The 24,305-nt window shown below is 65.9% G+C and carries 24 protein-coding genes; 6 read left to right on the forward strand and 18 right to left on the reverse strand.

What is annotated here, in order from left to right:
- The first annotated feature begins 69 nt into the window (after positions 1–69).
- Positions 70–462: a GFA family protein gene (locus tag M2650_RS16365; RefSeq protein ID WP_283254609.1), complete on the forward strand. Its 393-nt coding sequence runs from the start codon at positions 70–72 to the stop codon at positions 460–462.
- A 21-nt stretch (positions 463–483) separates the two neighbouring features.
- Here M2650_RS16365 and M2650_RS03095 read toward each other — a convergent pair whose 3' ends face one another.
- Positions 484–1,407 (reverse strand): LysR family transcriptional regulator, encoded by a 924-nt coding sequence (locus M2650_RS03095; protein ID WP_249471026.1) that lies wholly within the window; start codon positions 1,405–1,407, stop codon positions 484–486.
- Positions 1,408–1,439: 32 nt separating this feature from the next.
- On the opposite strand from M2650_RS03095, the gene M2650_RS03100 reads away from it, so the two are divergent.
- Positions 1,440–1,937 (forward strand): lipocalin-like domain-containing protein, encoded by a 498-nt coding sequence (locus M2650_RS03100; RefSeq protein ID WP_249471031.1) that lies wholly within the window; start codon positions 1,440–1,442, stop codon positions 1,935–1,937.
- Positions 1,938–1,960: 23 nt separating this feature from the next.
- On the opposite strand, the gene M2650_RS03105 is transcribed toward M2650_RS03100, so the two are convergent.
- Together M2650_RS03105 and M2650_RS03110 are read right to left on the reverse strand one after the other, a co-directional pair.
- A complete protein-coding gene (locus M2650_RS03105) occupies positions 1,961–2,353 on the reverse strand; it encodes a DoxX family protein (protein ID WP_249471034.1) in 393 nt (130 codons plus the stop codon).
- Positions 2,354–2,380: 27 nt separating this feature from the next.
- Entirely contained in the window at positions 2,381–2,857 is a 477-nt protein-coding gene (locus M2650_RS03110; RefSeq protein ID WP_249471037.1) for a DUF305 domain-containing protein, read from the reverse strand.
- A gap of 114 nt (positions 2,858–2,971) precedes the next feature.
- Here M2650_RS03110 and M2650_RS03115 point away from each other — a divergent pair, with 114 nt between their 5' ends.
- Together M2650_RS03115 and M2650_RS03120 are read left to right on the forward strand one after the other, a co-directional pair.
- Positions 2,972–3,493: a hypothetical protein gene (locus tag M2650_RS03115; protein WP_249471040.1), complete on the forward strand. Its 522-nt coding sequence runs from the start codon at positions 2,972–2,974 to the stop codon at positions 3,491–3,493.
- A gap of 108 nt (positions 3,494–3,601) precedes the next feature.
- Positions 3,602–4,507, forward strand: coding sequence for an arginase family protein (locus M2650_RS03120; protein WP_249471043.1), 906 nt, complete (start codon positions 3,602–3,604; stop codon positions 4,505–4,507).
- Positions 4,508–4,509: 2 nt separating this feature from the next.
- On the opposite strand, the gene M2650_RS03125 is transcribed toward M2650_RS03120, so the two are convergent.
- The 9 genes from M2650_RS03125 to M2650_RS03165 form a co-directional block, all read right to left on the reverse strand.
- A complete protein-coding gene (locus tag M2650_RS03125) occupies positions 4,510–5,799 on the reverse strand; it encodes a M20/M25/M40 family metallo-hydrolase (RefSeq protein ID WP_249471046.1) in 1,290 nt (429 codons plus the stop codon).
- A gap of 11 nt (positions 5,800–5,810) precedes the next feature.
- The gene (locus M2650_RS03130; RefSeq protein ID WP_249471049.1) at positions 5,811–6,113 is read right to left on the reverse strand and encodes a hypothetical protein; all 303 of its coding nucleotides are present in this window, start codon (positions 6,111–6,113) and stop codon (positions 5,811–5,813) included.
- Between the two features lie 132 nt (positions 6,114–6,245).
- A complete protein-coding gene (locus M2650_RS03135; RefSeq protein ID WP_249471052.1) occupies positions 6,246–7,559 on the reverse strand; it encodes an acetate kinase in 1,314 nt (437 codons plus the stop codon).
- Entirely contained in the window at positions 7,556–8,059 is a 504-nt protein-coding gene (locus tag M2650_RS03140; protein WP_249471054.1) for a hypothetical protein, read from the reverse strand. Before M2650_RS03140 ends, M2650_RS03135 begins: the two co-directional genes overlap by 4 nt.
- Positions 8,060–8,066: 7 nt before the next feature.
- Positions 8,067–8,747, reverse strand: a complete 681-nt coding sequence (locus M2650_RS03145; RefSeq protein ID WP_249471057.1) for a C39 family peptidase — start codon at positions 8,745–8,747, stop codon at positions 8,067–8,069.
- Positions 8,744–9,115 carry a hypothetical protein gene (locus M2650_RS03150; RefSeq protein WP_249471060.1) on the reverse strand — a complete coding sequence of 124 codons (372 nt, stop codon included), beginning with the start codon at positions 9,113–9,115 and terminating at the stop codon, positions 8,744–8,746. The genes M2650_RS03145 and M2650_RS03150 overlap by 4 nt, the downstream gene beginning before the upstream one ends.
- Positions 9,116–9,266: 151 nt before the next feature.
- On the reverse strand, positions 9,267–10,163 hold the full coding sequence (locus tag M2650_RS03155) for a hypothetical protein (RefSeq protein ID WP_249471063.1): 897 nt from the start codon (positions 10,161–10,163) through the stop codon (positions 9,267–9,269).
- 399 nt (positions 10,164–10,562) lie between these two features.
- A complete protein-coding gene (locus M2650_RS03160; protein ID WP_249471066.1) occupies positions 10,563–10,976 on the reverse strand; it encodes a hypothetical protein in 414 nt (137 codons plus the stop codon).
- Positions 10,977–11,000: 24 nt separating this feature from the next.
- Positions 11,001–11,579 (reverse strand): hypothetical protein, encoded by a 579-nt coding sequence (locus tag M2650_RS03165; protein WP_249471069.1) that lies wholly within the window; start codon positions 11,577–11,579, stop codon positions 11,001–11,003.
- Positions 11,580–11,947: 368 nt separating this feature from the next.
- Between M2650_RS03165 and M2650_RS03170 the strand changes: the two genes are divergently transcribed.
- Positions 11,948–14,323 carry a winged helix-turn-helix domain-containing protein gene (locus M2650_RS03170; protein WP_249471072.1) on the forward strand — a complete coding sequence of 792 codons (2,376 nt, stop codon included), beginning with the start codon at positions 11,948–11,950 and terminating at the stop codon, positions 14,321–14,323.
- Positions 14,324–14,473: 150 nt separating this feature from the next.
- Positions 14,474–16,471: an LVIVD repeat-containing protein gene (locus tag M2650_RS03175; protein ID WP_249471074.1), complete on the forward strand. Its 1,998-nt coding sequence runs from the start codon at positions 14,474–14,476 to the stop codon at positions 16,469–16,471.
- Between the two features lie 106 nt (positions 16,472–16,577).
- Here M2650_RS03175 and M2650_RS03180 read toward each other — a convergent pair whose 3' ends face one another.
- The 6 genes from M2650_RS03180 to M2650_RS03205 all read right to left on the reverse strand — a co-directional run bounded on the left by M2650_RS03180 (position 16,578) and on the right by M2650_RS03205 (position 24,086).
- On the reverse strand, positions 16,578–18,251 hold the full coding sequence (locus M2650_RS03180; protein ID WP_249471075.1) for a Kelch repeat-containing protein: 1,674 nt from the start codon (positions 18,249–18,251) through the stop codon (positions 16,578–16,580).
- Positions 18,252–18,380: 129 nt separating this feature from the next.
- Entirely contained in the window at positions 18,381–18,779 is a 399-nt protein-coding gene (gene crcB, locus M2650_RS03185) for a fluoride efflux transporter CrcB (RefSeq protein WP_249471077.1), read from the reverse strand.
- Positions 18,780–18,876: 97 nt separating this feature from the next.
- A complete protein-coding gene (locus tag M2650_RS03190) occupies positions 18,877–20,229 on the reverse strand; it encodes a replication-associated recombination protein A (protein ID WP_249471080.1) in 1,353 nt (450 codons plus the stop codon).
- A gap of 121 nt (positions 20,230–20,350) precedes the next feature.
- Positions 20,351–20,974, reverse strand: coding sequence for an outer membrane lipoprotein periplasmic chaperone LolA (gene lolA, locus M2650_RS03195; RefSeq protein WP_249471082.1), 624 nt, complete (start codon positions 20,972–20,974; stop codon positions 20,351–20,353).
- A gap of 65 nt (positions 20,975–21,039) precedes the next feature.
- Positions 21,040–21,438, reverse strand: coding sequence for a hypothetical protein (locus M2650_RS03200; RefSeq protein WP_249471085.1), 399 nt, complete (start codon positions 21,436–21,438; stop codon positions 21,040–21,042).
- A gap of 284 nt (positions 21,439–21,722) precedes the next feature.
- Positions 21,723–24,086 carry a DNA translocase FtsK gene (locus tag M2650_RS03205; RefSeq protein ID WP_249471088.1) on the reverse strand — a complete coding sequence of 788 codons (2,364 nt, stop codon included), beginning with the start codon at positions 24,084–24,086 and terminating at the stop codon, positions 21,723–21,725.
- Between the last annotated feature and the right edge of the window lie 219 nt (positions 24,087–24,305).

Consider the following 24,305-nt stretch of genomic DNA (forward strand, 5'->3'; position numbering starts at 1 on the left):
CAGCCCCAAATTGCATGCCATTGCCGCTCGTTGTAAACATTCCGCCAACTTGATCCAAGGAGAAACAGCATGGACCGATTTGCAGGCGGTTGCCTATGCGGCAACGTCCGGATCGAGGCGTCGGGACGCCCATACCGGGTCGGCATTTGTCACTGTCTCGACTGTCGTAAGCACCACGGCGCTCTTTTTCAAGCTTTCGCGATATTCCCACAGGATGCGGTTTCGATCGAAGGCGAAACGCGCAATCACGCTGGGCGGTTTTTCTGTCCCCACTGCGGTTCGCCCGTTTTCTCACGCACCGCGGACGAAATCGAAGTGAACTTGGGAATACTGGACGCCCCCGACCAGCTGACGCCCACCTACGAACTCTGGACCATCCGCCGCGAATCCTGGTTGCCGCCGTTTCCGCTCAAGAAGCGATACGACCGCGATCGCGACGGCACGAGTCGCTTAGAGGAATAGCTCGCACAAGCCGTGCGGACTTCATTGGAAGGCCAGGCAAAGAATGCGCAGCGCGTCGCGCGAACGGGCGTCGTTGAGCGCGCTGTAAAGCAGCACGTCCTGGGCCGGAATGGCGGGTAGTCGCAGTCGGCTTCCGATGTCGATCGTATTGGCCGGCGCCGTCTGTCTTGCCAAGGGCGCCACCGCAAACCCGGCGGCGGCTGCGGCGCCGACGACTGCAGCGCCTTTTCCGACGAAAATCTCGTTCCAGCCGATGCCTGCACGATCGAGCGCGCGCACCGCAGCGTTGCGTACCCGGCACGACTCGCCCTGGGTCGCCAATGGCAGCGGCTGTTCGCGCTGCGGCTTCCAATCGGCGGCCGCGAACCAGTGGAACGATTGGGAGAACGCCACCCTGCCCTGTTTGCGCCGATCATCGGGACGCAACACCAGCGACGCTTCCACTTCGCGGCGCTCGTATGCCTGCATGAGGTCGCGCGTTCCCGCGACGCGCATTTCCAGCTGCAAGGCCGGATCGTGATGCCTCATCTGGCGGAGCAGCGCAGGCAAGGCGCTGCCCACGATCAGATGACTGACGCCCACGACCAGGCGACGCGGCTGCGTCTCGAACGACTTGGCCGCGCGATCGTGCGTGGCCACCAGTTCCCGCGCCGCATCGAGAAAAGCGAGCCCCTCGGCGGACAGGCGAACCGATCTGGGCGTGCGTTCCAGCAGGCGCCGGCCGAGCTGCGTTTCCAGCCGGGCCAACTTGAGGCTGATCGCGGATTGGGCCGTCCCCAGCACGTCCGCGGCGCGCGTGAAGCTCTGCAGCTCCGCGGTCAGAACGAATGCCTTGACCGCGCTTACATCCAGGCTTTTCATGGCCATCCATTTAAGAATGAAATGACAGATATCCGGATCAACAGGGTATTCAAATGGATGGCGGCTGACTAGGCTGAGCCGCATCCCAGCCCTCGCCACCCGGAATCGGAGTCGTCATGCGTCTTGCCAACATCGCTTTGGCCGCACTGGCCGCAATCGGCAGCCTGACCATCGTCGCTGCCGCCTCGGCGCAGGAATCGCCTTTGCGCGGAACGTGGACCCTGGTCGCCGCCGACCAGATCCGGCCCGACGGCGAGCGCGTGCGCGACTACGGAGAAAACCCCAAGGGCCGGCTGATCGTCGACGCGGCGGGACGTTATTCGCTGCAGATCTTCAAATCCGAACGCCCGCGATTCGTCGGGCCGGACAAAGGCAACGGCACCGCCGATGAATTCAAGGCGGCGGTCATGGGCTCGAGCACCCATTTCGGTACCGTCACGGTCGACGCGAAGGAAGGCCTTTTGCTATTCGCGATCGAATCGGCTTCGTTTCCGAACTGGGAAGGCACCGTGCAGAAGCGCAAGTACAAACTAGAAGGCCGAACCTTGAGCTATCGGGTGCCGCCGCGTCCGGACGGCCGCATCCCGGTTTCCGTGTGGCGGAAGCTGGACTGACGCGGGTCGCCAGCCGAAAAAAGTCAAAGCACGTTACTGGCGGCAGCGACCAATAAGCCTCCGATAAGCGCCAGATTGGTTTTCCAGCCGCCGATGGCCCCTGCCCTCGCCTCGCCCTGCAGGCTCCAGAAGTTCATGAAGATGGCCGAGGCCGCAAGCGTGAATACCACCAATCCCAAAGCCGCTGCGGTCACCCAGAGCCCGAGCATCAGCAACGCGCCGCAGGCGATCTGAAATAGGCTGCCTGCGATCAGGACCAGGTGCGCCATGGGGACGCCGCGCTTGGCCATCGCGCCGCTCACTGCGGGCAACGACGTGAAGTGTTCTATTCCGCCGAGGACGAACAAGCCGCCGAGCAGCACGCGTCCGGTGATCGTGGCGAGTTGCGCCAGGTCGGCCGATAGGTACATGGGCATCTCCGTTTCGTGTGAGGCCGGGCGCCTCTAGTCGATCGCCTTGAGCTTCGCCTGCATCAGGTCGATCTCGCGCTGCTGCGAAGAGGCGATCTCGCCGCACAGGCGCTGCAGGTCCGGATCCTGGAGCTTGCTCTTCTCGCACATCAGGATCGCGCCTGCGTGGTGCGGCACCATGGACTTCAGGAATTGGGCGTCTGTAATCGCGATCTGTTGCCGGATGCCGAACCAGAAGAAAAGCCCTGCCGCGATGCTGAGGCCAACGATCAGCGCATTCGCGCCCTTGTTGGGATACATGCCGCGCATCAGCGCGACCTCGATGATCACCATCGGCGCCACCATCAAGCCCGCCATATAGAATTGGTTGGTGTTCGCGAAGACGTTGCTCCAGCGATCGACCATCGCGTACATCAGCGCGTACATGACGAAGAACGAGAGAATCGCCATCGCCATCAAACGGCCGTAATGGCTTTCGCCCCGGTGCGATCGGTAAGCTGAATGTTGCATCGCACAAACTCCGTTAAGCGGCGTCGGCCGCGATGCTGGCCCATGGGAAGTAGCCGCAATGCGAAGGCTTGGTTTCGAATGTCGTAAGAGCGCGTTTTCGTGTAGTTTCGCGCCGTGAACGAGCCGATCCTGCAAACTCTCGCCAAGATCGCGGTCACGCTGGCCGGTTTTTCCGGGCTGGTAGTGACGATCCGCTTCCGCGGAACGCGGCCCTGGTCGTCGACGGAGTTGCGTTTGCTCTGGTTGTTGATCGGCGACAGTTTCCTGGTGCTGTTTTTTTCGCTGCTGCCGTTTCCGATGGCGCTCGCTGGTTGGTCGCCGGCGACGGTGTGGGGCTGGTGCAGCGCCCTGCTCGGCTCCTGGTTCATCCTCGGCAACCTGTTGGCCTTGCGCGGAGAACGCCGGGATCGTGCGGCGCAGCGCCTGGTGACCGTGCCGGTAATCACGCCGGCGCTCTATGCCATTTTCGCCATCGCCCTGGCGATGGGCGCCGCGCTGTGGCTGAGCGTTTGGAACGTCGTCGTGCCGCGCGGGCAAGCCGTGTACGTACTGGGACTGATGGTGCTGCTGGCGTTCGCGGCCCTCGAATTCCTGTTCTTCGTCGGGCTCATGTCGATACGCGACAAGGAAGAGTGACGTCGCCGGCCCTCCCCTCCTCGCGCCCCCCAGGATTCCTCACGGCGCCGTGACGCGGCCTTTCCCGGCTTTCATGGACACTCGGATGCCTTCGAAACGGAGCATCCGGTGAGCGAAAGACGCTACGCCATCATTGAAGCGCCATCGAACCTCGGCTTGCGGCCCACCGGCGTGGAGTTGTTGCCCGAAGCGCTGCTGGGTCATGGCCTGGCCACGCGCATGCAGGCGCGGCACGCGACCCGGCTGCGCGTGCCTGCGTACGGGAGTGCGCGCGACGAAGAGACTTTGACGTTGAATGCGCATTCGATCGCGGCATGGTCGCCGAAGCTGGCGGATGCGATGGAAGAGGCGCTCGATCGCGGCGAATTTCCGGTGGTGCTGGGCGGCGATTGCTCGATCCTGCTCGGCACGACGCTGGCGTTCAAACGCCGCGGCCGGTACGGTCTGCTGTTCATCGACGGCCACGCCGATTTCTACCAGCCCGAGGCCAATCCGAACGGCGAAGCGGCATCGATGGACTTGGCCTTCGCGACCGGCCATGGCCCTGCCCTGCTGACGGATATCGAAAATCGCAGCCCGCTGGTGCGCCAAGAAGATGTTGTCGCGTTCGGTTTCCGCGATGCGGAAGAACAAGCCGAATACGGCAGCCAGCCGCTGCCGGACGACCTGCTGGCCTACGATCTCGAAAAAATCCGCTCGCTCGGCATCAAAGCCGCGGCCTGGGCTGCGGTGAAACACCTGACGCGGCTGGAGCTGGAGGGATTCTTCATCCATGTCGATGCGGATTGCCTCGACGATGAGGTAATGCCCGCGGTGGAATACCGCCTGTCCGGCGGCTTGTCGACCGAAGAACTGACGCAAACGTTGCGGATCGCCCTAGTCAGCGGCATGGCGATGGGCATCGAGGTCACCGTCTACAACCCGAATCTCGACAAGAACGGGGAGGCGGGACGCAGGCTTACCGACACGCTGGCGGACGCGCTCGGTACCGGTGCGCCCGCCAAACTGCGATGACATCAGTCGACGTCGGCGACGCGCTTGCCTAGCGTACCGCTTGCCGTCTTGCCGACTTCGCCCATGAAAGCCAATGCCATCTGCGCGAAATAAACGCTGCGGCCGGCCGAATCGCCCATATTCTCCAGCTTGTCGTGCGGCGAATGGATGTAGGGGAAATAGCCGCCGTCGTCGTCGCCGGCTTCGAACAGCATCGCCGATGGGAAACCTTTGATCGTCCACGAGGCATGGTCGGAACAACCGTAGCCGCAAGTGAAGCTGCCGAGCGTCGGACCGACCGGCGCCAGATACTCCTGGAACAGCGCCGAGACGAACGATTGCAAGGCCGGATCGGAGTTGTCGGTCACCAGGCGCAGGTCCGGGCCGTTGCCGGATTTGTAGTTGGTCATGTCCAGTTGCAGGACGCCGACGACTTTTTTTCCGCCCGTCTTGAACGAGTCGGCGATCGCGAGCGAGCCGCGCAAGCCCACTTCCTCGGCCGCATAGGCCATGAACATCACGGTTCGTTTAGGTTTCCAGCCGCTCGTCAGCGCTACGCGTAGGACCTCGGTCAACGTTGCGATGCCGGAAGCATCGTCGTCCGCACCTGGGGCGAGCATGGCTTTAGTGCCGCTGCTAGGGGCGATCGAATCCAGATGCGCGCCAAGCACCACGATCTCGTCCGGCTCTTCGCTCCCTTCGATACTCAGGATCACGGAATACTGGTTGCCGCACGAGGAGCACGGAAACAGTACTGCGTTCACATCGTCTCGGCCCGCGGCCAGGCCGAGCCAGGCGTCCCGAATCCATGTCGACGGCACGTACGCATTGGCGCTGGCGTAGTAGCGGTTCGGGTAAGCGGTCGAAAGGTGTTTGATGGTGCGGTAGATATTTTCTTCGCGGACCTGCGGCAGCCACGGCATCACAGTGGCTTGGTTGTCGATGGTATAGACGATCGGATTCGAGGCGCCGGCGTTGGCCGGGGCCGCCGAATGCACGAACGCTTCGGCTTCCGCGCGGCTATCGAAAGAGAAAAATCCGCCGCAGCGCTGTTCGCGCGAATGGATGCGTCCGGTGACCTCGGGCAACTGGTGCTGACTCACCTCCGAGATCACTACGTCGTTGCCTCCGCCGTCGCGCCTGTTCTGGGCGTTGCGGGCGATGCCGTCGAGGCTCTTGCGGTAAGTATCGGGCGAGCTGACCACGTACACCGGCGCGAAGGCGTCGTATGCGACCTGGGTGCCGGCTTGCGCATGAGCGCCTGCCATGCAGAGCAACACCGGCAATGCCGGGGCAATTCGAATCATTTTCATGCTGAATCCTTTCAGTGGGAGGCTGTGTTGCCACGCGCGTCGACGGCGGTGTCGCGTTCGCCGGCTGCACCGACGGCGACCGCGCACGCCCACCGGCCCATGCCATCGATCCGCGGGTTGCGAATATCGCGGCATTCGTCGCCGAGGGGTGGAACCGCGTGCGCCGGCATCGGCGGCGGCTGTTCATCGCGCGAAGCGCCGCCGGCATCGATTTCGCCGGCGACGCCGCACAGCGGCACGCAGGCCAGCAGCAGGCACAAGCACCAGGCCGGAGAGGTATGTTCTCCAACGCCTGGACGGAACAAGGGCGCCATGTCGGTATCCGCTCGGGGGATACCCGCCACTTTGCTCGGTACGCACTCGGCCGGTCAGTGGAAGCCGCAGGTGATTCGCACCCGCCATCGGTTATCGCGCAGGCCTGACGATAGCGATAAGTGCGGTAGCGATCAGTACGACGTCGGCAGCCGTGCAGTCAGCGTCAGATCCGGCGTGTCGCGGGTAACGCCCACGCCAAGCGACAGGTTCAAGGTGCTGCGCTCGTTGTAGCGGTACGAAGCGCCGATCAGCAGCGTGCCCAAAACGACGCGCACGGAGCCGGGCGCGTCCTGGCCGTTCTGCTGCGTCTTGCCGACGATGCTCTGGTCGTAGCCCAGGCTGATCGAAGCCTTTTCGTTCAAGGCCAGGCCCATGCCGACGTTGAAGCCGTAGATGTCGCCCGCATCGATCTCGCCGAGCGGCTCCTCGGCGCCGCCCAGCACCCGCCGGCTGACGTTCTTGCGCGGGAAATTGTGCAGGTAGCTGAAGCTGCCGAAGAACACCACCGGATCGGTGGGATAGAGCCAGGTCACGCCTGGCTGCAGCGCTTCGAAGCCGGTGCCTGTCGGCAACTCGAGCGGCAGGCCGGTGCCGGTGGCGTTGCCGACGCAGCGCGTCACGCAGTCGGTGGTCACTTCGAACAGATCGCGGCCGGTACGGCTCTTGTAGCGCAGCCAGCCGACCCAGAACGCCTTGTCCATGCCGCCCTGGTTCAACTGGTAGCGCGCGGTGACTTCGACGTCGCCCATGCCGTGGCCGCTGGCGTTGAACACGCGGTCGACCGCGCTGCCGGTGAATATCTCGCGGCTGATCGTGTCGCCGTCGATGTAGACGTACGGCACCTTGGCTTCCAGTTCGAACCGCCTGCCGATGCCGTAGCGCGCGGTGATCGCGCCGGTCGCGGTGGTGGTCTTGACCTGGCGGACGTCGATCAGGCCGATCAGCAGCGCCGGGATGATGGTGTAGCCGACCAGCGCGACGCGGTCGTTGGCCCAATAGCCGAACTGCAGCGACGGTTCCAGCACGAGCTTGCCGCTCGGCGTGAGCACGCCGGGCTGGTCGAAGATCTGCGCGACTTCGGGCGGCCGCGTTTCCGGTTCGGGCGCGCGGCCGACCGGTTGCGCCGGTTGCTGTTCGATGCGTTCCTGCGCAGCCGTTTGCGCAACGGGCGCTTCCTGGAATGCGGGTATCGAACCGCCTCTCGCACGTGCGCCCGCGAGACGTTCTTCGTTCAAGGCGCGCTGCAACTCGGCGACGCTGCCCTCCTGCTCGGACAGGGCCTGCCGCATCTGCTCGAGCTTCAGCGTTTGCGCGTCGATCTGCTCCTGCAGCTGGTCCAGCCGCGATTCGGAAGCCTGCTGTGCGTGCGCGGCGCCGCCGGCGGCGGCGAGCGCCGCGCCCAGACAGGCCGCCAGCAGCGACACCCGTGGCGATCGCAGGTTCAAGGCGAGCCCGGCGCCGCGATCAGCGCATCGCGCAGGGCCGCCTCCGTGTTGAGATCCTTGTAGTGGCCGAGCATGTTGGTGCCGATGTCGAGCGTGGTCAGCACCTGGATGTCCTGATTGTCGAGCGTGTTCTGGATCACCAGCCCGCCCGCGCCTGCGCCGCCTTGGAAGGTATTGCCCTGCCCCACCTGCACCAGCGTGGCCTGCTTGGCCGCCGCCAGCGATTGCGCCTGTTCGGGCGTCATGTTGCCGATGTCGGGGATGCTGACGCGCGTGGTGGCGACGAGTTCGCCGTTGAGATACACCACGCGCTCGAAGCCGAATGAAGCTTGCAATCCGGACGGCAGGTCGAAGCCGCCGCGCAGGCTTTCCAGCCTATCGAAAACCACCGGCTGGCCGAGCGGCGAAGCCTCGCTGTCCTGCGCCTCAGCGGGTACCGCGCACGTCAGGCCGGCCATCAGCCATGACAAGGCGCTAAAGCGATGCGGAATCGTACGCATGGCCGCCTCAGATGTCTCCCGGTCCGCGTCGCGGCATGACGATGTTCTGCAGGCCGGTGCGCTGGATCGCCTGATCGACGGGCGCCGTCGGCGCCACGCGCCAGTCGTTTCCGGTATTGAAATGCGCCAGTTCGCGTTTGTTGTGGACCACGAACAGCACGCCGTTGTCCCACAGCTTTTCGAAACGTTCGCGCGACAGCGCGCGCGTGCCCAGCGCCGGATCGCCGATCAGCACGCGCCCATTGCGCAGGCCCTTGACCACGACGAAATGCCGGTAACCGCGCTCGTTGAGCAATACGATCGCCGGCAGGCCTTCCTCCACCAGCTTGTCCAGCGGGAGTTCGAAGCCGTCGGCCTCGTAGCCCAGCGATTCGAAATAACGGCGCATGTCCAGCAGCGAAAAACCTTCCTCGCGGATCTTGGCCTGGTCGCCATGGGCGTACATGCGCACGAAGACTTCGCTTTCGGTCACCGGCTGGCCGTACTGGTAAGTCAGCAGCGTCGCTACCGCGGCCGAGCCGCAGCTGAAGTCGTATTGCTGGCGCACCGTCGTTTTGAAACGCGCCTCTTTCAGGCTGGTCAGGCGCACCGTGTAGCTGCCGTTCGCGGCGCGCACTTCGGTGGAGCCGGCTTGCGCGTCGGCAATGACGAAGGCGAAGGCCAGCGCGGCCAGCAGGCACGATCTCATGGACCGGATCCAACGAATTGCACGTTGACGATCATGCCGTTCTGGATCAGCACGTTCGAACCGCTGTTCTGGATCACGGTGGAGATGCCGCTGGCGTTCGAGAACGCGTCTCCGCCGAGCGTATTGTTGCCGCTGACGGTGTTCCGCGCGGTATTGCCGTCGACCTGGCCGTGGATGTCGACATGGTTCTCGACGCTGTCGTCGCCGCCGCGATAGCCTTCCAGCGACGCTGGATCCAACGCCGGACCCAGCCCTTCGACAGGCGCCGCGAAAGTAAGTCGTGCCGGCGCCTCAGTTGTTGCGCCGACGGCGACGGGCTCATCGGCCCAGGCCGATCCGAACATCGATGCCGACAACGCGGTCGTCATCGCGAATGCCTTTGTTCTGCATGCAGGCATGGTCGTTCTCCTTCAGCCATGCGTGTCGCGCCCGCAAGCGCACGCGATTGCGCGCTGCGCGCATGCGGGCACGCGATGCGCCGCGCTAGGCTTGCGCCCCCGCGGCGCATCTGGGCTGCGCTTACGGAGCGCTGGGTCCAACGGTCAGGTTGGCCTGCACGGTGACGCCCTGCTGGATCAGCGAGGCGAAGCCGCTGTTCTGGGCCGCGACCATGATGCCGGCCGCCGTTTGCCCGACGCTGGTCATGTCGTTGGACATGTCGAACGTGCCGGCGTCGACGAAGTTCGCGCCGCCGTTGCCGCCTGTGCCGCCGGCCGCGCCGTTGCCGGCACCGCCTACGCCCGCGCCGCCGGTGCCCGAGCCGCCTGCACCGCCCGCCCCGCCCGTCGAGCTGGCAGAGCCGGTGCTGGCCGTCGCCGCGCCGCTGGTAGCCGATCCCGCGCCGCCGGTGCCTGCACCGCCCGTCGCTGCGCCTGGGCCGCGATCGCGCGCCCTGCCGCCGCTGCCCGAGCCGCCCGCGCTTGCCGCGACACTGGCCGATCCGGCATCGCCGCTATCGCTGTCGGCATCGCCGCCGCGTCCGCCGCGTCCGCCGTCGCCGGCGCCGCCATTGCCCCAACCGCCATAACCGCCGCCGCCGGCACCGCCGCTGCCGCCATTGGCATTGCCGCTGTTGCCGGCGTAGTTGCCGATATCGCGCACGCGGATGTCGGTGACATAGCCGTCGAGGCGGGTCACCGCGATCGCTTTGCTGGAGTTGAAGGAGTTGGAGAAATTGGCGGTCGCCGTACCGCCATTGTTGGCGGCCGCTGTGCCGTAGCCGCTGGATTCGGCGTAGCCGTCGTTGTTGCGGTTGTCGCCGCTGCTGCTGTTGGAGTTGTCGCTATCGTCGTCTATCGCTACCTGGATATTGCGTCCAGGGCCGTTCTCTGTGTTTTCCGCCTGGGCCCATGCTTGGCCGGTCATACCGATGCCGATCAGCACCGCGGAGGCGATAAGTGATTTACGGATATGCATATCTTTTTCTCCTGCACGCCGACAGGACGCCCGGGGGTGGCATCCGCTCACGGCGCAAAAGAGACATGCATCATTAATGCCGGTACGCATTAATATTTCGTAGGCCATTGTTTTCGATGGACTATGCGGCCGCCAAAAGCAGGCTGACGCGCGTGATTGCCGAAAATGAGGGGCCAAATTGCAAAAAACGTTTCGGGTCTGAAACACAAGCGCGCGGCATTGCCGGTTCCCAACCCTCGTTAGCGCATGACGGCGCGCGGCAAGCGCGATTACAGCGGCTCCCGCGCGACCGTCAAAAAGGTTGCGGATCTGAAACAGTATTGCGACGGATTCGATATGCAGAACGTCGCTAAGCCGCTATTTTCACAAGGTTTTCACGGCTAAGGGACGCGCCGGCGGCTATTGGCTGGTCGCCACGCAGCGCCTGGGCGCGTTGTCGTCGACGGCCTGCACCCAGCCGTTGCTGCGGCGGTGGCCCACGGTACCGGCGATGCAGGCGGTCTTAAGCCGCAAACGATTGGCTTCGATCAGGCCCGGCAGCTTGGGCAGCACCGAAGCGGTTTCGACAACGGCGGGCGGCACGACGGCTTCGGCCGAACCTGCGGCAGGCAGCGAGCGCTGCGGCCGGGTCTCCGCCGCGGTTGTTTCAGCGATGTTCTTTTGCCCGTTGGCATAGGCCAGCAGCAACAGGCCGAGCAGCATCGCGCCCAGGAAAACGCCCACGGCCACAGGCAGGGTGATCGACCAGGGCAGCGCCGATTCCCGGGACGCGTCCTCCGAGGCGTCCCGGGCTTGGTTTGCGTTGTCGGCCATTTGGCGCGGCATCGTTGCGGCCCGTCAGGCCGTCTTCTTCTCGCCGCGGCCTAGCCACCATGCGATGGCAGCGCCCGCCAACAGCCAGCCGACCACCTGTTCGAGCAGGGTGCCGAAAGTGAACGTGCTCGGAAACAGATACCAGTTCCAATACGGCAGGCTGATCGTGATCCAGGCGAAGAGCCCCAACGCGCCCGCGATCAATACGCGCTTCCCGAAGCCGAAAGTCCCCAGCGCCAGCACCCAGGCGACCACGAAGGCCGCAAACGTGTCCGTTACGAATTGCTTGACCAGGTTCGGCAGCATGCTCGTCAGCGCCGGATTGCCGCCGGGCTGGTAGATCACCAAGGCATAGGGGCTGGAAGCGTATTGCTTTTGGAACGCTTCGACGAAGGCGCTATCGGACATTTTTTCGGGCGCGAAGCCCGGCAGCATATAGATGCCCTCGCCTTCCGCTGCTGATGCTTTCAACGCGGTCAGCGCAGCATCCTGTTCGACGGCGGTCTTCATGCCCATTTCGCCGATCGGCAATGCCATGTGCGCGACGGCGCCCCAGACGAACATCACGATTCCACCTATTAGTGCGGCTATCACAAGACGCATGGCTTCCTCCGGAATGAACGCAACTCCCCCGCGCGGAGGATGCGCCTGTGTCCGAGCATGGGCAAGTCGTTGCGGACCCTAGAGCCCGACTCATGAGCAGCCTTTACTGCCGCAAGTTAATTAGAAAAAACAATAACTTAAACATACTACATGAAGTTGTTTAAAAAGAATTGAGTGCAGCAAGTTGGATGCGGCTTGCGTATAGCAACAGCGCCTGCATCCAGTGCCGACATCGCCTTGGGAGATGCCGATGGTGGGCCGAGGCCACCTTGTGATCGGCCGTCGCGCGTGATCTTCGCCGGCGCATGAATGGCTCGGGTCGATAGCGGACGTGCGGGCGCGACTGTCCGTATACCCTATCGGCATTCATGACCATCGCTCGCTATCGTTTCGGGGAGTACGTACTCGATCTCGCCACACGCGAACTGCGGCTGCGCGGCCAGCCCGTAGCGCTGCCGGCGCGCGTGTTCGAATGCCTGATATGCCTGATCGAGCACCGCGACCGCGCGGTCAGCCGCGACGAACTGGTGCATGCGGTATTCGGCCGAGCCGACGTGTCCGATGCGCAGCTGGCGCAGATCGTGTTGCGCGCGCGGCGCGCGGTCGGCGACGACGGCCATGAGCAGCGCTCGATCCGTACCGTGCCGCGTTACGGATTCCGCTGGCTGGAGCAGACGCAGGCGGAAATGATGGGCGACGATGGTGCCTCAGCCGATACTCCGCCCGCTTTCGCAGCGGCGCCCGAGCTGTCTGCGCCCGTCGCGCCTGCGGCGCCCGCCCGCAGCGCCTGGCGGCGGCATATCCGATGGCTGGGCGGCGCAGCGGCGCTGATCGTGCTGGCCTGGCTTGGCTGGATGCTCATGCATCGCGCGCCGCCGGTCGTGCCGGGGCTCTCGCAGCGGATCGCCGAAGCGGCGCCGTCCGGCAGGACCATCCTGGTGCTGCCGACCGCCGTGGCCGAGCCCAACGATGCGCCATGGGCGCGGCTGGGATTGATGGATTTCGTCGCCGACCGCCTGCATCGCGCGGGCTTGCCCGTGCTGCCCAGCGAAACGGTACTGAGCGTGCTGCGCGAACGAGCGAGCAAAGACGACAACCGGGCCTTGCGCCGCGCGACGCGTGCGGTGTGGATCGTCGAAAGCCGGGCCAGGCAGACGCAGGACGCATGGGAAGTGGCGTTGACGGCGACCGACGCTGCGGGCATCAAGCAACGCGGCCAGGCGCGCCATGCCGATCTGCTCGAAGCTGCGCGGCTCGCCGCGGACCGCTTGTCGCCCACGCTCGGCGGCAGCCGTTCGCCGGCCGGCAGCGCCGAACCGGCGCTCGCCGAACGCCTGCAGCGCGCGCGCGCCGCGATGCTGGCCAACGAGATCGAAACCGCGCGGCGCATCCTGCTGGAAGCGCCGGAACTGCAGCGCTCGCAACCGCAACTGCAGTACCAGCTGGCGCGCGTGGATTTCCGCGCGGGCGAATACCCGCGCGGATTGGCGACCCTCGACCATGCGTTGGCGAGCGAAGAGGCGCGCCGCGATCCGGCTTTCCACGCGCGCCTGCTCAATGCGCGCGGCGCGATGCTGATCCGGCTGGACCGTTACGCCGAAGCCGAACGCGCTTACGACCAAGTAACGAAACTGATCGGCGGCGGCGGGCATCCCGCCGAGTTGGGTCAGGCGTTGAGCGGCCGCGCGGTCGCGTACTCGCTACAGAAGCGCTACGACCTGGCCCTGGCCGACCTCGGCCGGGCACGCGTGCAACTGGTGGCGCGCGGCGATGCGCTGGCGGTGGCGCGCGTCGACGCCAATCTGGGCATCCTCGAATTCGACCGGCAGCGTCCGGCGCACGCGCTGCCGTATCTGGAAAAAGCGGCGGAAGATTTCAAGGCCATGGGCGCGATGAACGAGCTGGCCACCGTGCGCAAGGTGCTGATGGGCGTGCAAGTCGCACTGCTGCGCACGGATGCGGCGCTCGCCGAAAGCGAACGGGCTTGGGCGATGCTGCCGCGCATGCGCGACCCGAGCCAGCGCGCGGATTTGATCCTCACTCGCGCCGAAGTGCTGATCGTCGCTGGCCGGCTGCGCGAAGCCGGCACGCTGCTGGCGATGCCCGAAGCCGCGCTGGCCGTGCCCGCCGATTACGGCCGCCGCGACTATCTGCGGGTGGATCTGGCCCGCCGCGGCGGCGAGGGCCGGCAGGCCGTGGCGATGGCCGATGCCGCGTTGCGCGCCTGGCCGCCGCAGTCCAACCCGCGGCTGCGCGCGTGGACCGCGTTCCGGCGCGAGCAGGCCGCGCTGGCCGCCGATCTGGCCCCATCCTCGGGCAACGCCATCACGCCTTATGGCGATACGTTGCCGGAACGGCTGACCCTGGCCAGCCTGCAGCGGGCACGCGGCGATACGGCCGCGGCGGAAACGACCTACCGCGCAGCCGTGGCGCTGGCCGAACAGGAAGGCGTGCCCGAAGAAACCGCGATCGCCATCGATGCCTATGCGAGCTGGCTGCTCGAACGCGGCCGCACGGCCGAAGCCGGGGCGCTGATCGGCCGCGTCGCGCCGTGGGCCGAGCACGATTTCGACATGGCCGTGCTGCAGGTTCGGCTGCTGCGCGCGCTGGGCCAGCGGCCGCAATGGCCGCAGGCCTACGACCGCGCCAAGCGACTGGCAGGCGAGCGCGCGATCCCGGCGTCGCTGGATCCGACGCTGTCCGAACCCGCGAAATCGGCCGCCTCGGGTGACCGCGTTCACTGAAACGGCGGCATTCCATCGCGAGTAATGCAATCGTCAAACGATTGGAATGACGGCCACGCAGGCCCGTCGCAAGGTCGGCTTCCCCCACGGCGATTCCCTCGTCGCCCGACCGACATCCCCGACGTTCTCCAGCCCCCAGGAGCCACAGGCATGACCCGCAAGCTGCTTGCCGTAGCGTTGTTGTCCGCACTCCCGTTCGCCTCTCCCCTGCCCGCCTCCGCCGCCGAAGCTTCCGCGCTCGAACTCGCCCTGGCGCGGGGCGGCGCGGTGAAAAGCGAGCCCATCGTCGACGGCCGCTATGTCCATATCCCCACCGGCCGCGTGTTGGCGACCTGGGACTACGCCAAGCCGACCGCGCCGCTGCGCGTGGCCACCACCGACCCGGCCGGCGGTGCGATCAATTCGATCACCCGCAACGGCGATTATCTGTACGCCAGCTGGCGCGGCCACGACGGCACCGGCGGCGTCGCCGTGTATTCGCTGGCCGACCCGGCCAAGCCGGCGCTGGTGGGCGAGTCCGAGGATTATTCCGACGCCGACAACAAGGTGCTGCTGGGCGTGGTCGCCGCCAACGGGCATCTGTACCTGTTCGACAACAACCACGGCCTGTTCGTCGGCGATCTGTCCGACCCGGTCAAGCCGCGCTTCACCCGCAGCGCGATCGACAGCGTGCCGATCCAGTACACCAAGCTCGTCGCCAACGGCAATCTCATCCAGGCGACCGGGCGCGGCTGGATCTTGAGCACGGCGCTGGATCTGTACGACGTGAGCAACCCCGAAGACCCGGTCAAACTCGCCGCGCACTCGGTGGACGGGCTGGATACTTTCAGCCTGACGCCCGAACCGGGCATGGCCATCGGCATCGGCAACCAGCTGAGCGTATTCGACCTCAGCGATCCGACCCAGATCGTCAAGCGCAGCTATCTGGACGTGCCGCCGGCCACGTACGGCGTGCGCGTCGGCGCGAAACATTTCTACGGTTACGGCTGGGGCGAAGGGCTGGACATCTACGACCTGTCCAATCTGGATTCGCCCAGGCCGGTTGGCCACTTCGACATGTCCGCATTCGGCGGCCACTACGCCGTGCGCAGCGGCAGCAAGCACCTGCTGCTGCAGACCAACACCGATCTGGTGCATTCGATCGACGTCAGCGCGCCGGCCAAACCGCGCCGCGTAGCGACCGCATGGCTGCCGGGCGGCGTGGATCCGCGCGACATCGCCATGTACCGCGGCCGCGCCCTGCTGGTGCAGCCCAACTACGGCTTGATGATGAGCGATCCGAATACGCTGTCGCCGTTGTCGCGGTTCGAAGCGCGGCTGCCGGAAAACATGGAGGCGCGCAGCTTCGAACAGGCGGTCGTGTCCGGCAACCGCGCATGGGTGGCGGCCTGGGGCTTCGGCCTGATCGGCGTGGATCTTTCCAATCCCAAGCAGCCGGTGGAAGAAGGACGCCTGGAGTTTCCGTATGCGGCGGTTCTCGATGTCAAAGGCAACTATGCCTACGTCGCCAAATGGACCAACGGCGGCCTGTTCGGCGCGGTCGACATCTCCGATCCGGCCGCGCCCGAGTTGACCTGGTGGGACGGCCTGTCCGGCCAGCCTTATCGGATCAAGGTCGACGGGCAATACGCCTACATGGCCGAGAGCCAGGAATCGGGCACCGGCACCGACACGGGCGGTCTGCGCATCTTCGACCTCAGCAATCCGGCCAAACCCGCATTCGCGGCGCATTTCAACCAGGGCTGCGGCCATGCGTTCGACGTGACGATCGACAGCGCGGTTTCGCTGGCGTACGTGGCGTGCACGGAAGGCCTGCAGGTGGTCGACATCGCCAACCCGCGCTCGCCCAAAGTCGTGGGACGTTACGACACGCCCGGCTATTCGCAATTCAACAAGGTCGCCCAGCGCGGCGACCGCGCCTGGTACGCGAACATCGACGGCTTGCACGAACTGGACGTTTCCGATCCCACCCATCCGGTGCTGCTGAAGCTGACCAACCTCGGGCACCAGGTGCCGCAGCGCCTGCTGGCGCCGTCGGACGGCGTGCTTTACGTGGCCGGCGGCGAAACCGGCGTGCAAGTGTTCAAGACTTCGGCAGGCGGCAAGGAAGCGCGCCTGCCTTCCCCCTCATCTCCTCGTCAGCGATGAGCTTTGGGATGCACGACCTGTTCCCTCATGTCCGGGTCTTGCATCCCACGGTGGGCGGGCATTGCGGTTCGCCGCATGCCCGGCCCGCCGTTCTTCTTTCGATCGGTCAACGCGTGCGCACCGCGCCGTTGACCGCGTCGCGAACCACGCGCGACGGTTGGGTTTTGCCGCCGGTTCTTTCGGCGGCGACACGACGTGCCTTTGCGGCGCTCGTCACGTTGAAGACAACTTCGGTTTCGTTGTTGGCGGTGATGTCTTCGTTGGTCGACGTGCTGGCCAGCGCGGTCGCGAACAGCGGCCACTCGGATCCCGTCGCCGGCGCGGCGGCGTCTATGCGGATCGCAAGCGCCGGACGCGGCAAATCGGGGTTTGGATTGGGCCGAATCACGCCCTGAGAAGCGCAAGACACGGCCGTGCCGTTGCGATCGCAGCGCCAAGCGCCCGACAGTCCCGATTCGGCGACCTTGATCTGGCCGACCTCGATGCCTTCCGGCAATTCGATATCGATGCCGGCATCGCGCGCGGCGATCGTGCCGCTATTGCGCAGCGACAACAGATAGTGGAAGGCGCCGCCGGTTGGCACGTTCGCGCTGGAACTGCGCATGTCCAGCGCGAGATCCGCGTATGGGCCCGGCGTGGGCGTGTACACCTCGGCGATCGCCAGCGGCGGTTCCCAGGGCCGGTTGCCGCCGGCGACCAGCACGCGGCCGTCGGGCAGCATCGCCGTCGCAGCGCGCGCACGGCCCAAGGCCATGTTGGCGACCAGGGTGAAGCGGCCGCTGACCGGATCGAAACGTTCGGCGCGGCGCGTAGGGCCTTCGTCGGTGCCGCCTGCGGTGAGCAGCACGCGGCCATCGGGCAGCGTGGTTTGCGCGTGATCGCTGCGCGACCAATGCAGCGATCCGGCGCTGGCGAACTGGCCCCTGGCCGGATCGTAAAGCTCGCCGGCCGGACGCCACTCGCCGTTGTCCATGCCGCCGCCGACCAGCACGCGGCCGTCTTCCAGGCGCGAAGCCGTCGCCATGAAACGCGGCTGGGCCAGGCCGCCGGTGGCGCTGAAGTGGCCGCTGACCGGATCGAAAAGCTCGGCGCTGGCGACGATCTCCGCATCGGTGGTCAGGCCGCCGGCGATCAGCACGCGGCCGTCGGCGAGCAGTGTGGCGGTATGGCTGTTGCGTTCGATGGTCATGTCGCCGACGCGGGCGAAGCGATTCGTCGCCGGGTCGTACACATCGGCGCTGGCCAGGCGCTCGCCCGCGCCCCAGCCACCGGTCACCAGCACGCGGCCATCGGCGAGCAAGGTGGCGGTATGGAAGTAGCGCACGCTGCTCATGTCGTTGGCGGTGCGCGTGAACTGCCCGGTGGCCGGGTCGTAAACCTCGGCGCTGGCGAAGGCGACGTTGTCGCCCTGTTCGTTCTGGCCGATGCCGCCGGTGACCAGCACTCTGCCGTCGGCCAGCGGCGTCAGCGTCGCGTTGCCGTCGCGGCCGTCGTTCATCGCGCCGGTAGGCACGAAGGCATTCGTCGCCGGATCGAACAGTTCGGACGTGGCCAGGTAGACGCCCCAGCCTTCGTCGTTCAAGCCGACGCCGCCGGTGACCAGCACGCGCCCGTCGGGCAAGGTGGCGGCCATGGCCATGTCGCGGCCCTGTCGCAGGTCGCCGGCGCGTTCGAAGTGCGCCGCGAGCACCTCGCCGAACGGAATCAGCAACAGCAGCAACCAGGGTATGAGGGCAACGAATCCGTACCACAGGGCGCGGACAAGCGACATCGGGCGCATAGGTCATCTCCGGGGGCGTTTGTGGGGCGGCCCGCAGGGGGAGGGCCGGACCGCAACGCTGTGACCGCGTTACCGGTACGGCATTCCTATTGCATTACCAATGCGTTCCAAACGCTTGACGGCTCACGGCTACGGCCGCATCCAGCCGGCGGCGCGCGCGCCCAGCCAAACCAGGAACAGTCCGGCGAGCAAGGTGATCGCCAGATAGCCCAGCATCATGCCGGTGCGTTGCGAACGGGCAAGCAGCAGGCATTCGACCATCAGCGCCGAATACGTGGTCAGCGCACCGAGCACGCCGACGATCAGGAAGGCGCGCCAGTACAACGCCGCCGGCCCCCTGCCCTCGAGCCAGATCGCGAGATAGCCCGCCGCGAAGGAACCGATCAGGTTGACGGCCAGCGTGCCCCAGGGGAAGCCGCTGCCGATCTGGCGCAGCAGGTAACCGCCGATCCAGAAACGCCCCGCCGCGCCGAGCGCGCCGCCGGCCATGACCAAGGCCAGTTGTTGCCACCAGATCGCTGGACTCATCGGTTATTTCCTTGCCTTGTGGGAGCGGCTTCAGCCGCGAGCTTTTCGACTGAGCCGAGGACCCAAGAGCTCGCGGCTAAAGCCGCTCCCACAAGAATCATGATTTGCGCATCGCAAGAGCGCGGGCGGCGCGCAGCGCATCGAGTTTTTCCTTCAGCTTGATTTCCATGCCGCGCTCGACCGGTTCGTAATAGACGCGCTCGCCCATCGCATCGGGAAAGCCGGTCTGGTCGACGGCGATGCCGCCTTCGCGGTCGTGGTCGTACTGGTAGCCCTTGCCGTAGCCGAGTTGCTTCATGAGCTTGGTCGGCGCGTTGCGGATGTGCATCGGCACTTCCTGCGTGCCGTATTCCTCCACGTCGCGCTTGGCCGCGCCGAACGCCATGTAGGCCGCGTTCGATTTGGCGGTGCTAGCCAGATAAATGACCACCTGCGCCAAGGCGAGATCGCCTTCCGGGCTGCCGAGCCGTTCGTAGGCGTCCCATGCTTCGGTAGCCATCTGCAAAGCGCGCGGATCGGCCAGGCCGATGTCTTCCACCGCCATGCGCGTGAGCCTGCGCGCCAGATAGATCGGATCGCAACCGCCGTCGAGCATGCGCGCGAACCAGTACAGCGCGGCGTCGGGATTGGAACTGCGCACGGACTTGTGCAGCGCTGAGATCTGGTCGTAGAACTGCTCGCCGCCCTTGTCGAAGCGGCGCGTGCGGTCGGCCAACACCTGGCGCAGCGTGTCCTGGTCGATGCGGCCGCTCTCGCCGGCCAGTTCGGAAGCGATTTCGAGCAGCGTCAACCCGCGCCGCACGTCGCCATCGGCGGCGCCGGCGATTTCGCGCAAGGCTTCCGGTTCGATCTGCAGCCCGCGCCCGCCCAGACCGCGTTCTTCGTCGGCCAGCGCGCGTTGCAGCGCTTCGACGATGTCGTCGGTCGACACCGCTTCCATCACGTGCACGCGGCAACGCGACAGCAGCGCCGAGTTCAATTCGAACGACGGATTCTCGGTGGTGGCGCCGACGAACAGGATGGTGCCGCGTTCGATATGCGGCAGGAACGCGTCCTGCTGCGCCTTGTTGAAGCGATGCACCTCGTCGACGAACAGCACCGTGCGGCGGCCTTCGTCGAAACGGTGCCCGGCTTCGGCCAGCACCTGGCGCACTTCGGGCAAGCCGGACAGCACGGCGGAGATCGCCTTGAATTCGGCGTCGGAGTATTTGGCCAGCAGCAGCGCGAGCGTGGTCTTGCCGCAACCGGGCGGGCCCCACAGCACCATCGAATGCACATGGCCGGATTCGATCGAGCTGCGCAAGGCCGAGCCCGGCGCCAGCAGGCGGCGCTGGCCGACCATCTCGTCCAGCGTCTGCGGGCGCATGCGTTCGGCGAGCGGCCGCAAAGCGTCGCGGTCGACGCTGAGCAGGTCCGGGGCGTCGCTCAGGCGGGGTTTGGATTTGGCCACAAGGGCATTCTAGCGCCGACCCTGTTCGCTCTTCGTGGGAGCGGCTTTAGCCGCGAGCTCTTCGCAGATGACGGGACCAGCAAAAGCTCGTGGCTAAAGCCGCTCCCACAAAAAAGACGGCTCAGTTCTCGCCGATCACATCCACGCCCTTGGGCGGCGTGTAGGCGAACGTGTCCTTGGCGAATCCGGGATTGCGCTTCCAGCCGCTGAAGGCGATCTCGGTGCGCTGGCCGACCGCATCGATCACCTGCATCTGCGCGAGGCCGCCTGGGCCGAAGCCGAGCTTGGCCGATTCGAAGCTGGCCTGGTCCTGGTTGCGCGGCGTCAGCAGCAGCCACTCCAGGCCGCCTTCGCTGCCGGCTTCCTTGATCGCGAAGTCGCGGTCGAGCTTGCTGGTGTCGATCAGCGCAGCAAGCGGGCTGTTCTGCTCTTCGACGCCTTGCGGACGCACCGTCACCTGCTGCAGATCGGGATCGTAGACCCACACTTTTTTGCCGTCGGCGACGATCAGCTGCGGGTGCGGCTTGAGGTACTCCCAGCGGAATTGGCGCGGCGCCGCCATGGCCACGCGGCCGCTGGTGGATTCCTTCAACTTGCCGTTGGGGTCGTACACCTTCTGCACGAACTGGCCGTCGAGGCCTTTCAAGCCGCGGGTGAAGGCGGTCAGGTCGTCTCGCGCGGCCGCCATCGCGGCCAGCGAAAACAGGGCCGCGGCGCAGGCGGCGAGGAAAGGGACGCGTTTCATTGGCGGGGCTGTTCCTGGAAAAACGATGCCGGAAGTCTGCAAGCGCCCAGCTGAATAGCGCCTTCTCACTGGCCCTGCAGCAGCCTGCGCTTTAGCTCGGATTGCAGTTGGCGGTCTTCAGGCGGCGTTTCGCCCGGCACAGGCGCGGCGGAAGTGGCTTGCAGTTCTTCCTGGGTCGGGCAATCGCTGCAGGCCGGGGGCGATGCCGCAACCGTTTCCGCAACCAGCATCAGCGGCGCCGCTTGCACGACGACGTCGTCCATTCGCACCGGCGATGCGATCGCCGGCGCACGCGGCGGCGCGAACATCGGCACGGGCGGCGAACTGGGCGCGGGCGACGGCACCGCGACCGGCGAAGGAGGCAAGCTCGGCGCAGGCGGTGCGACGCTGGCCACGACAGGCGAGGAAACCTGCGCCGGCGGACGCGGTTCCTCGATAATCGTGATGGAAGGGCCGCTACGCATCGGTGGCGCTTCTTTCTTCGGCTCGGGCGGTGGCGGCATGAGAGGAGCTGCGATGCGGGACGGCGCCACCGATGCGATGGTGGGTGCCGCTGCGATCCGACGCTTGGGCGCCGCAGTCTGTTTGGCCGGATCTTTGACCGGCGTGGCTTTGCTCCAGCGCAGCCAGGTTTGCGCGTGCGCGTCAGGTACCGCCGCGCACGCTACGAGCGCGGCCAGAACGGCTGGCAGCCATCGAATGCCGTACATGAGTTTTCCCCAGTGCCGCACACTCCCCCGCCGGGAGCTTAGCCCTTCGGCGGCGGCGGTGCCAGCACGCTGCGGTCGCCATTGTGTTCGGGCGGAGAGACCACGCCCGCGGCCTCCATCGCTTCGACCAGGCGGGCGGCGCGGTTGTAGCCGATCTTGAGCCGGCGCTGGACGCCGGAGATCGAGGCGCGGCGGGTCTCGGTGACGATCCGGACCGCCTCGTCGTACAGCGGGTCGCTTTCGTCCCCTGCTCCGGCGGTGCTTTCCGGCAGGCCGGTGGCGCCGACGACCAGGCCTTCGCCCATCGATTGCACTTCCTCCAGCACCCCTTCGATGTAGTCCGGGCCGCTGCTGCTCTGCTTGAGGTGCTCGACCACCCGGTGCACTTCCTCGTCGCTGACGAAGGCGCCGTGCACGCGCTCGGGCATGGCCGTGCCCGGCGGCAGATAGAGCATGTCGCCGTGGCCGAGCAGCGTTTCGGCGCCGGACTGGTCGAGGATCGTGCGCGAGTCGATCTTGCTCGACACCTGGAATGCGATGCGGGTCGGGATATTGGCCTTGATCAAGCCGGTGATCACGTCCACCGACGGCCGCTGCGTGGCCAGGATCAGATGGATGCCGGCGGCGCGCGCCTTCTGCGCCAGCCTTGCGATGAGTTCTTCGACCTTCTTGCCGACGATCATCATCATGTCGGCGAATTCGTCGATGAAGATGACGATGAACGGCAAGGTCTCCAGCTGGCGCGGCGCTTCGCCCAGTTCCGGATTCGGCTTGAACAGCGGGTCCATCATCGGCTGCCCGGCGTCCTGCGCGTCCTTCACCTTCTTGTTGAAGCCAGCCAGGTTGCGTACGCCGACCATGCTCATCAGCTTGTAGCGGCGCTCCATTTCCGCGACGCACCAGCGCAGGCCGTTGGCGGCTTCCTTCATGTCGGTGACGACCGGCGCCAGCAGATGCGGAATGCCCTGGTACACGGACAATTCGAGCATCTTCGGGTCGATCATCAGCATCCGCAGGTCCTGCGGGCCGGCCTTGTACAGCAGGCTCAGCACCATCGCATTGACCGCGACGGATTTGCCCGAGCCGGTGGTGCCCGCCACCAGCAAGTGCGGCATGCGGGCCAGATCGGCGACCAGCGGGCGGCCGGCGATGTCCTTGCCCAGGGCGAGCGTCAGCGGGCTGCCGGACTTGTCGTATTCCTTCGAGCGCAGCAGCTCGCTGAGATAGATCATCTCGCGATGCGTATTCGGCGTTTCCAGGCCGACCACCGACTTGCCCGGGATCACGTCGACCACGCGCACCGATTTCACCGACAGGCCGCGCGCGATGTCCTTGTCCAGCGAACTGATCTGGCTGACTTTGACGCCCGGCGCCGGTTCCAATTCGAAGCGCGTGATCACCGGCCCGGGATAAGCGCCGACGACCTGCGCTTCGATGCGGAAATCGCGCAGCTTGAATTCGATCTGCCGCGACAGCGTTTCCAGCGTTTCTTCGCTGTAGCCTTTCTGCTGCGGCTTGGGATCGTCGAGCAGCGCCAACGGCGGAATGCCGGAACCGTCACCGACATGGAATAGCGGAATCTGCTGCTCGCGCTTGGCGCGATCGCTCTTCTCCACCTGCGCCGGCGCAGGTGGCTCGATTTTGACCGGTGCACGCTTGGCGCGCAGTTCGGTATCGATCTTGCGCGACTCGACGCGCTCCTCGCGAAAGGCGCGCGCCTCCTGCCATTCCACGGCCTGCTGCGTGCCGCGCCGAAACAGGCCCGGCAGCGCCAGTGCCCACTTGCCCAGGCGGTCCATCACCGCCAGCCAGGACAGGCCGGTAGCCAGCGTGATCGACACCAGCAGCAGCGCGATCAGGAACAGGTTGCTGCCCATCATGCCGAAGCCTCGCGCCAGCGACCGGCCTACCAATTGCCCGAGGATGCCGCCCGCACCGGCGGTGAAATCGGCCACCGTGCCGATGCGCAGGTACAGCAGGCCCGCCGCCGACACCAGGAAGCCGACGATGCCCACCAGCCGCAGCGCGGGGCCTAGGTCGGCATCGCCATCGCCGTCCGCGTCCATGCCGAACAGGGCGATCCAGGCCACGACGCCCAGCATGATCGGCAGCAGGAACGCCACGTAGCCGCAGATGTAGATGAGCATGTCGGCCAGCCACGCGCCGACGCGGCCGCCCATGTTGTGCAGCGGCGCGGTCACGCTGCCCGAATGCGACCAGCTGGGATCGCTGGGCGAAAAGGTGAAGAGGCTGGCCAGCATGTACAACAGTACCGGCGCGATCAGTATCAGCGCGATGTCGCGCAGCAAACGCTGGCGACGCGGATTCGGCGCCGCCGGTGGCGGAGCGGCGGCAGCGGCGTTGCGCTGTTTCTTCTGACGTTCCGAGAGCGGGCGTGCCACCGTGCGTGATTACCTGAAGAAAATCCCCTAGTGGGTTGATCTTACTGTTAAAACTGGTCAAACACTAGCAAGACTTTGGCGTAGCTGTCATCCCGAACCGCCCTAGCTTGTCATCCCGAACGAAGTGAGGGATCTGCTTTCCCTGCGAGTAGATCCCTCACTTCGTTCGGGATGACAGTTGGGAGTTCAGGATGACAGGTTGGAACGTTCGGGATGAGC

This window comes from Luteimonas galliterrae, assembly GCF_023374055.1.
Taxonomy (GTDB): Bacteria; Pseudomonadota; Gammaproteobacteria; order Xanthomonadales; family Xanthomonadaceae; genus Luteimonas_C; species Luteimonas_C galliterrae.

Bases quoted from the DNA above. Each gene is read 5' to 3' on its own strand.
- M2650_RS16365 (WP_283254609.1), top strand. From the start codon at position 70: ATGGACCGATTTGCAGGCGGTTGCCTATGCGGCAACGTCCGGATCGAG.
- M2650_RS03095 (WP_249471026.1), bottom strand. From the start codon at position 1,407: ATGCGGCTCAGCCTAGTCAGCCGCCATCCATTTGAATACCCTGTTGAT.
- M2650_RS03100 (WP_249471031.1), top strand. From the start codon at position 1,440: ATGCGTCTTGCCAACATCGCTTTGGCCGCACTGGCCGCAATCGGCAGC.
- M2650_RS03105 (WP_249471034.1), bottom strand. From the start codon at position 2,353: ATGCCCATGTACCTATCGGCCGACCTGGCGCAACTCGCCACGATCACC.
- M2650_RS03110 (WP_249471037.1), bottom strand. From the start codon at position 2,857: ATGCAACATTCAGCTTACCGATCGCACCGGGGCGAAAGCCATTACGGC.
- M2650_RS03125 (WP_249471046.1), bottom strand. From the start codon at position 5,799: ATGAAAATGATTCGAATTGCCCCGGCATTGCCGGTGTTGCTCTGCATG.
- M2650_RS03130 (WP_249471049.1), bottom strand. From the start codon at position 6,113: ATGGCGCCCTTGTTCCGTCCAGGCGTTGGAGAACATACCTCTCCGGCC.
- M2650_RS03140 (WP_249471054.1), bottom strand. From the start codon at position 8,059: ATGCGTACGATTCCGCATCGCTTTAGCGCCTTGTCATGGCTGATGGCC.
- M2650_RS03145 (WP_249471057.1), bottom strand. From the start codon at position 8,747: ATGAGATCGTGCCTGCTGGCCGCGCTGGCCTTCGCCTTCGTCATTGCC.
- M2650_RS03150 (WP_249471060.1), bottom strand. From the start codon at position 9,115: ATGACGACCGCGTTGTCGGCATCGATGTTCGGATCGGCCTGGGCCGAT.
- M2650_RS03155 (WP_249471063.1), bottom strand. From the start codon at position 10,163: ATGCATATCCGTAAATCACTTATCGCCTCCGCGGTGCTGATCGGCATC.
- M2650_RS03160 (WP_249471066.1), bottom strand. From the start codon at position 10,976: ATGGCCGACAACGCAAACCAAGCCCGGGACGCCTCGGAGGACGCGTCC.
- M2650_RS03165 (WP_249471069.1), bottom strand. From the start codon at position 11,579: ATGCGTCTTGTGATAGCCGCACTAATAGGTGGAATCGTGATGTTCGTC.
- M2650_RS03170 (WP_249471072.1), top strand. From the start codon at position 11,948: ATGACCATCGCTCGCTATCGTTTCGGGGAGTACGTACTCGATCTCGCC.
- M2650_RS03175 (WP_249471074.1), top strand. From the start codon at position 14,474: ATGACCCGCAAGCTGCTTGCCGTAGCGTTGTTGTCCGCACTCCCGTTC.
- M2650_RS03180 (WP_249471075.1), bottom strand. From the start codon at position 18,251: ATGCGCCCGATGTCGCTTGTCCGCGCCCTGTGGTACGGATTCGTTGCC.
- crcB (WP_249471077.1), bottom strand. From the start codon at position 18,779: ATGAGTCCAGCGATCTGGTGGCAACAACTGGCCTTGGTCATGGCCGGC.
- lolA (WP_249471082.1), bottom strand. From the start codon at position 20,974: ATGAAACGCGTCCCTTTCCTCGCCGCCTGCGCCGCGGCCCTGTTTTCG.
- M2650_RS03200 (WP_249471085.1), bottom strand. From the start codon at position 21,438: ATGCGTAGCGGCCCTTCCATCACGATTATCGAGGAACCGCGTCCGCCG.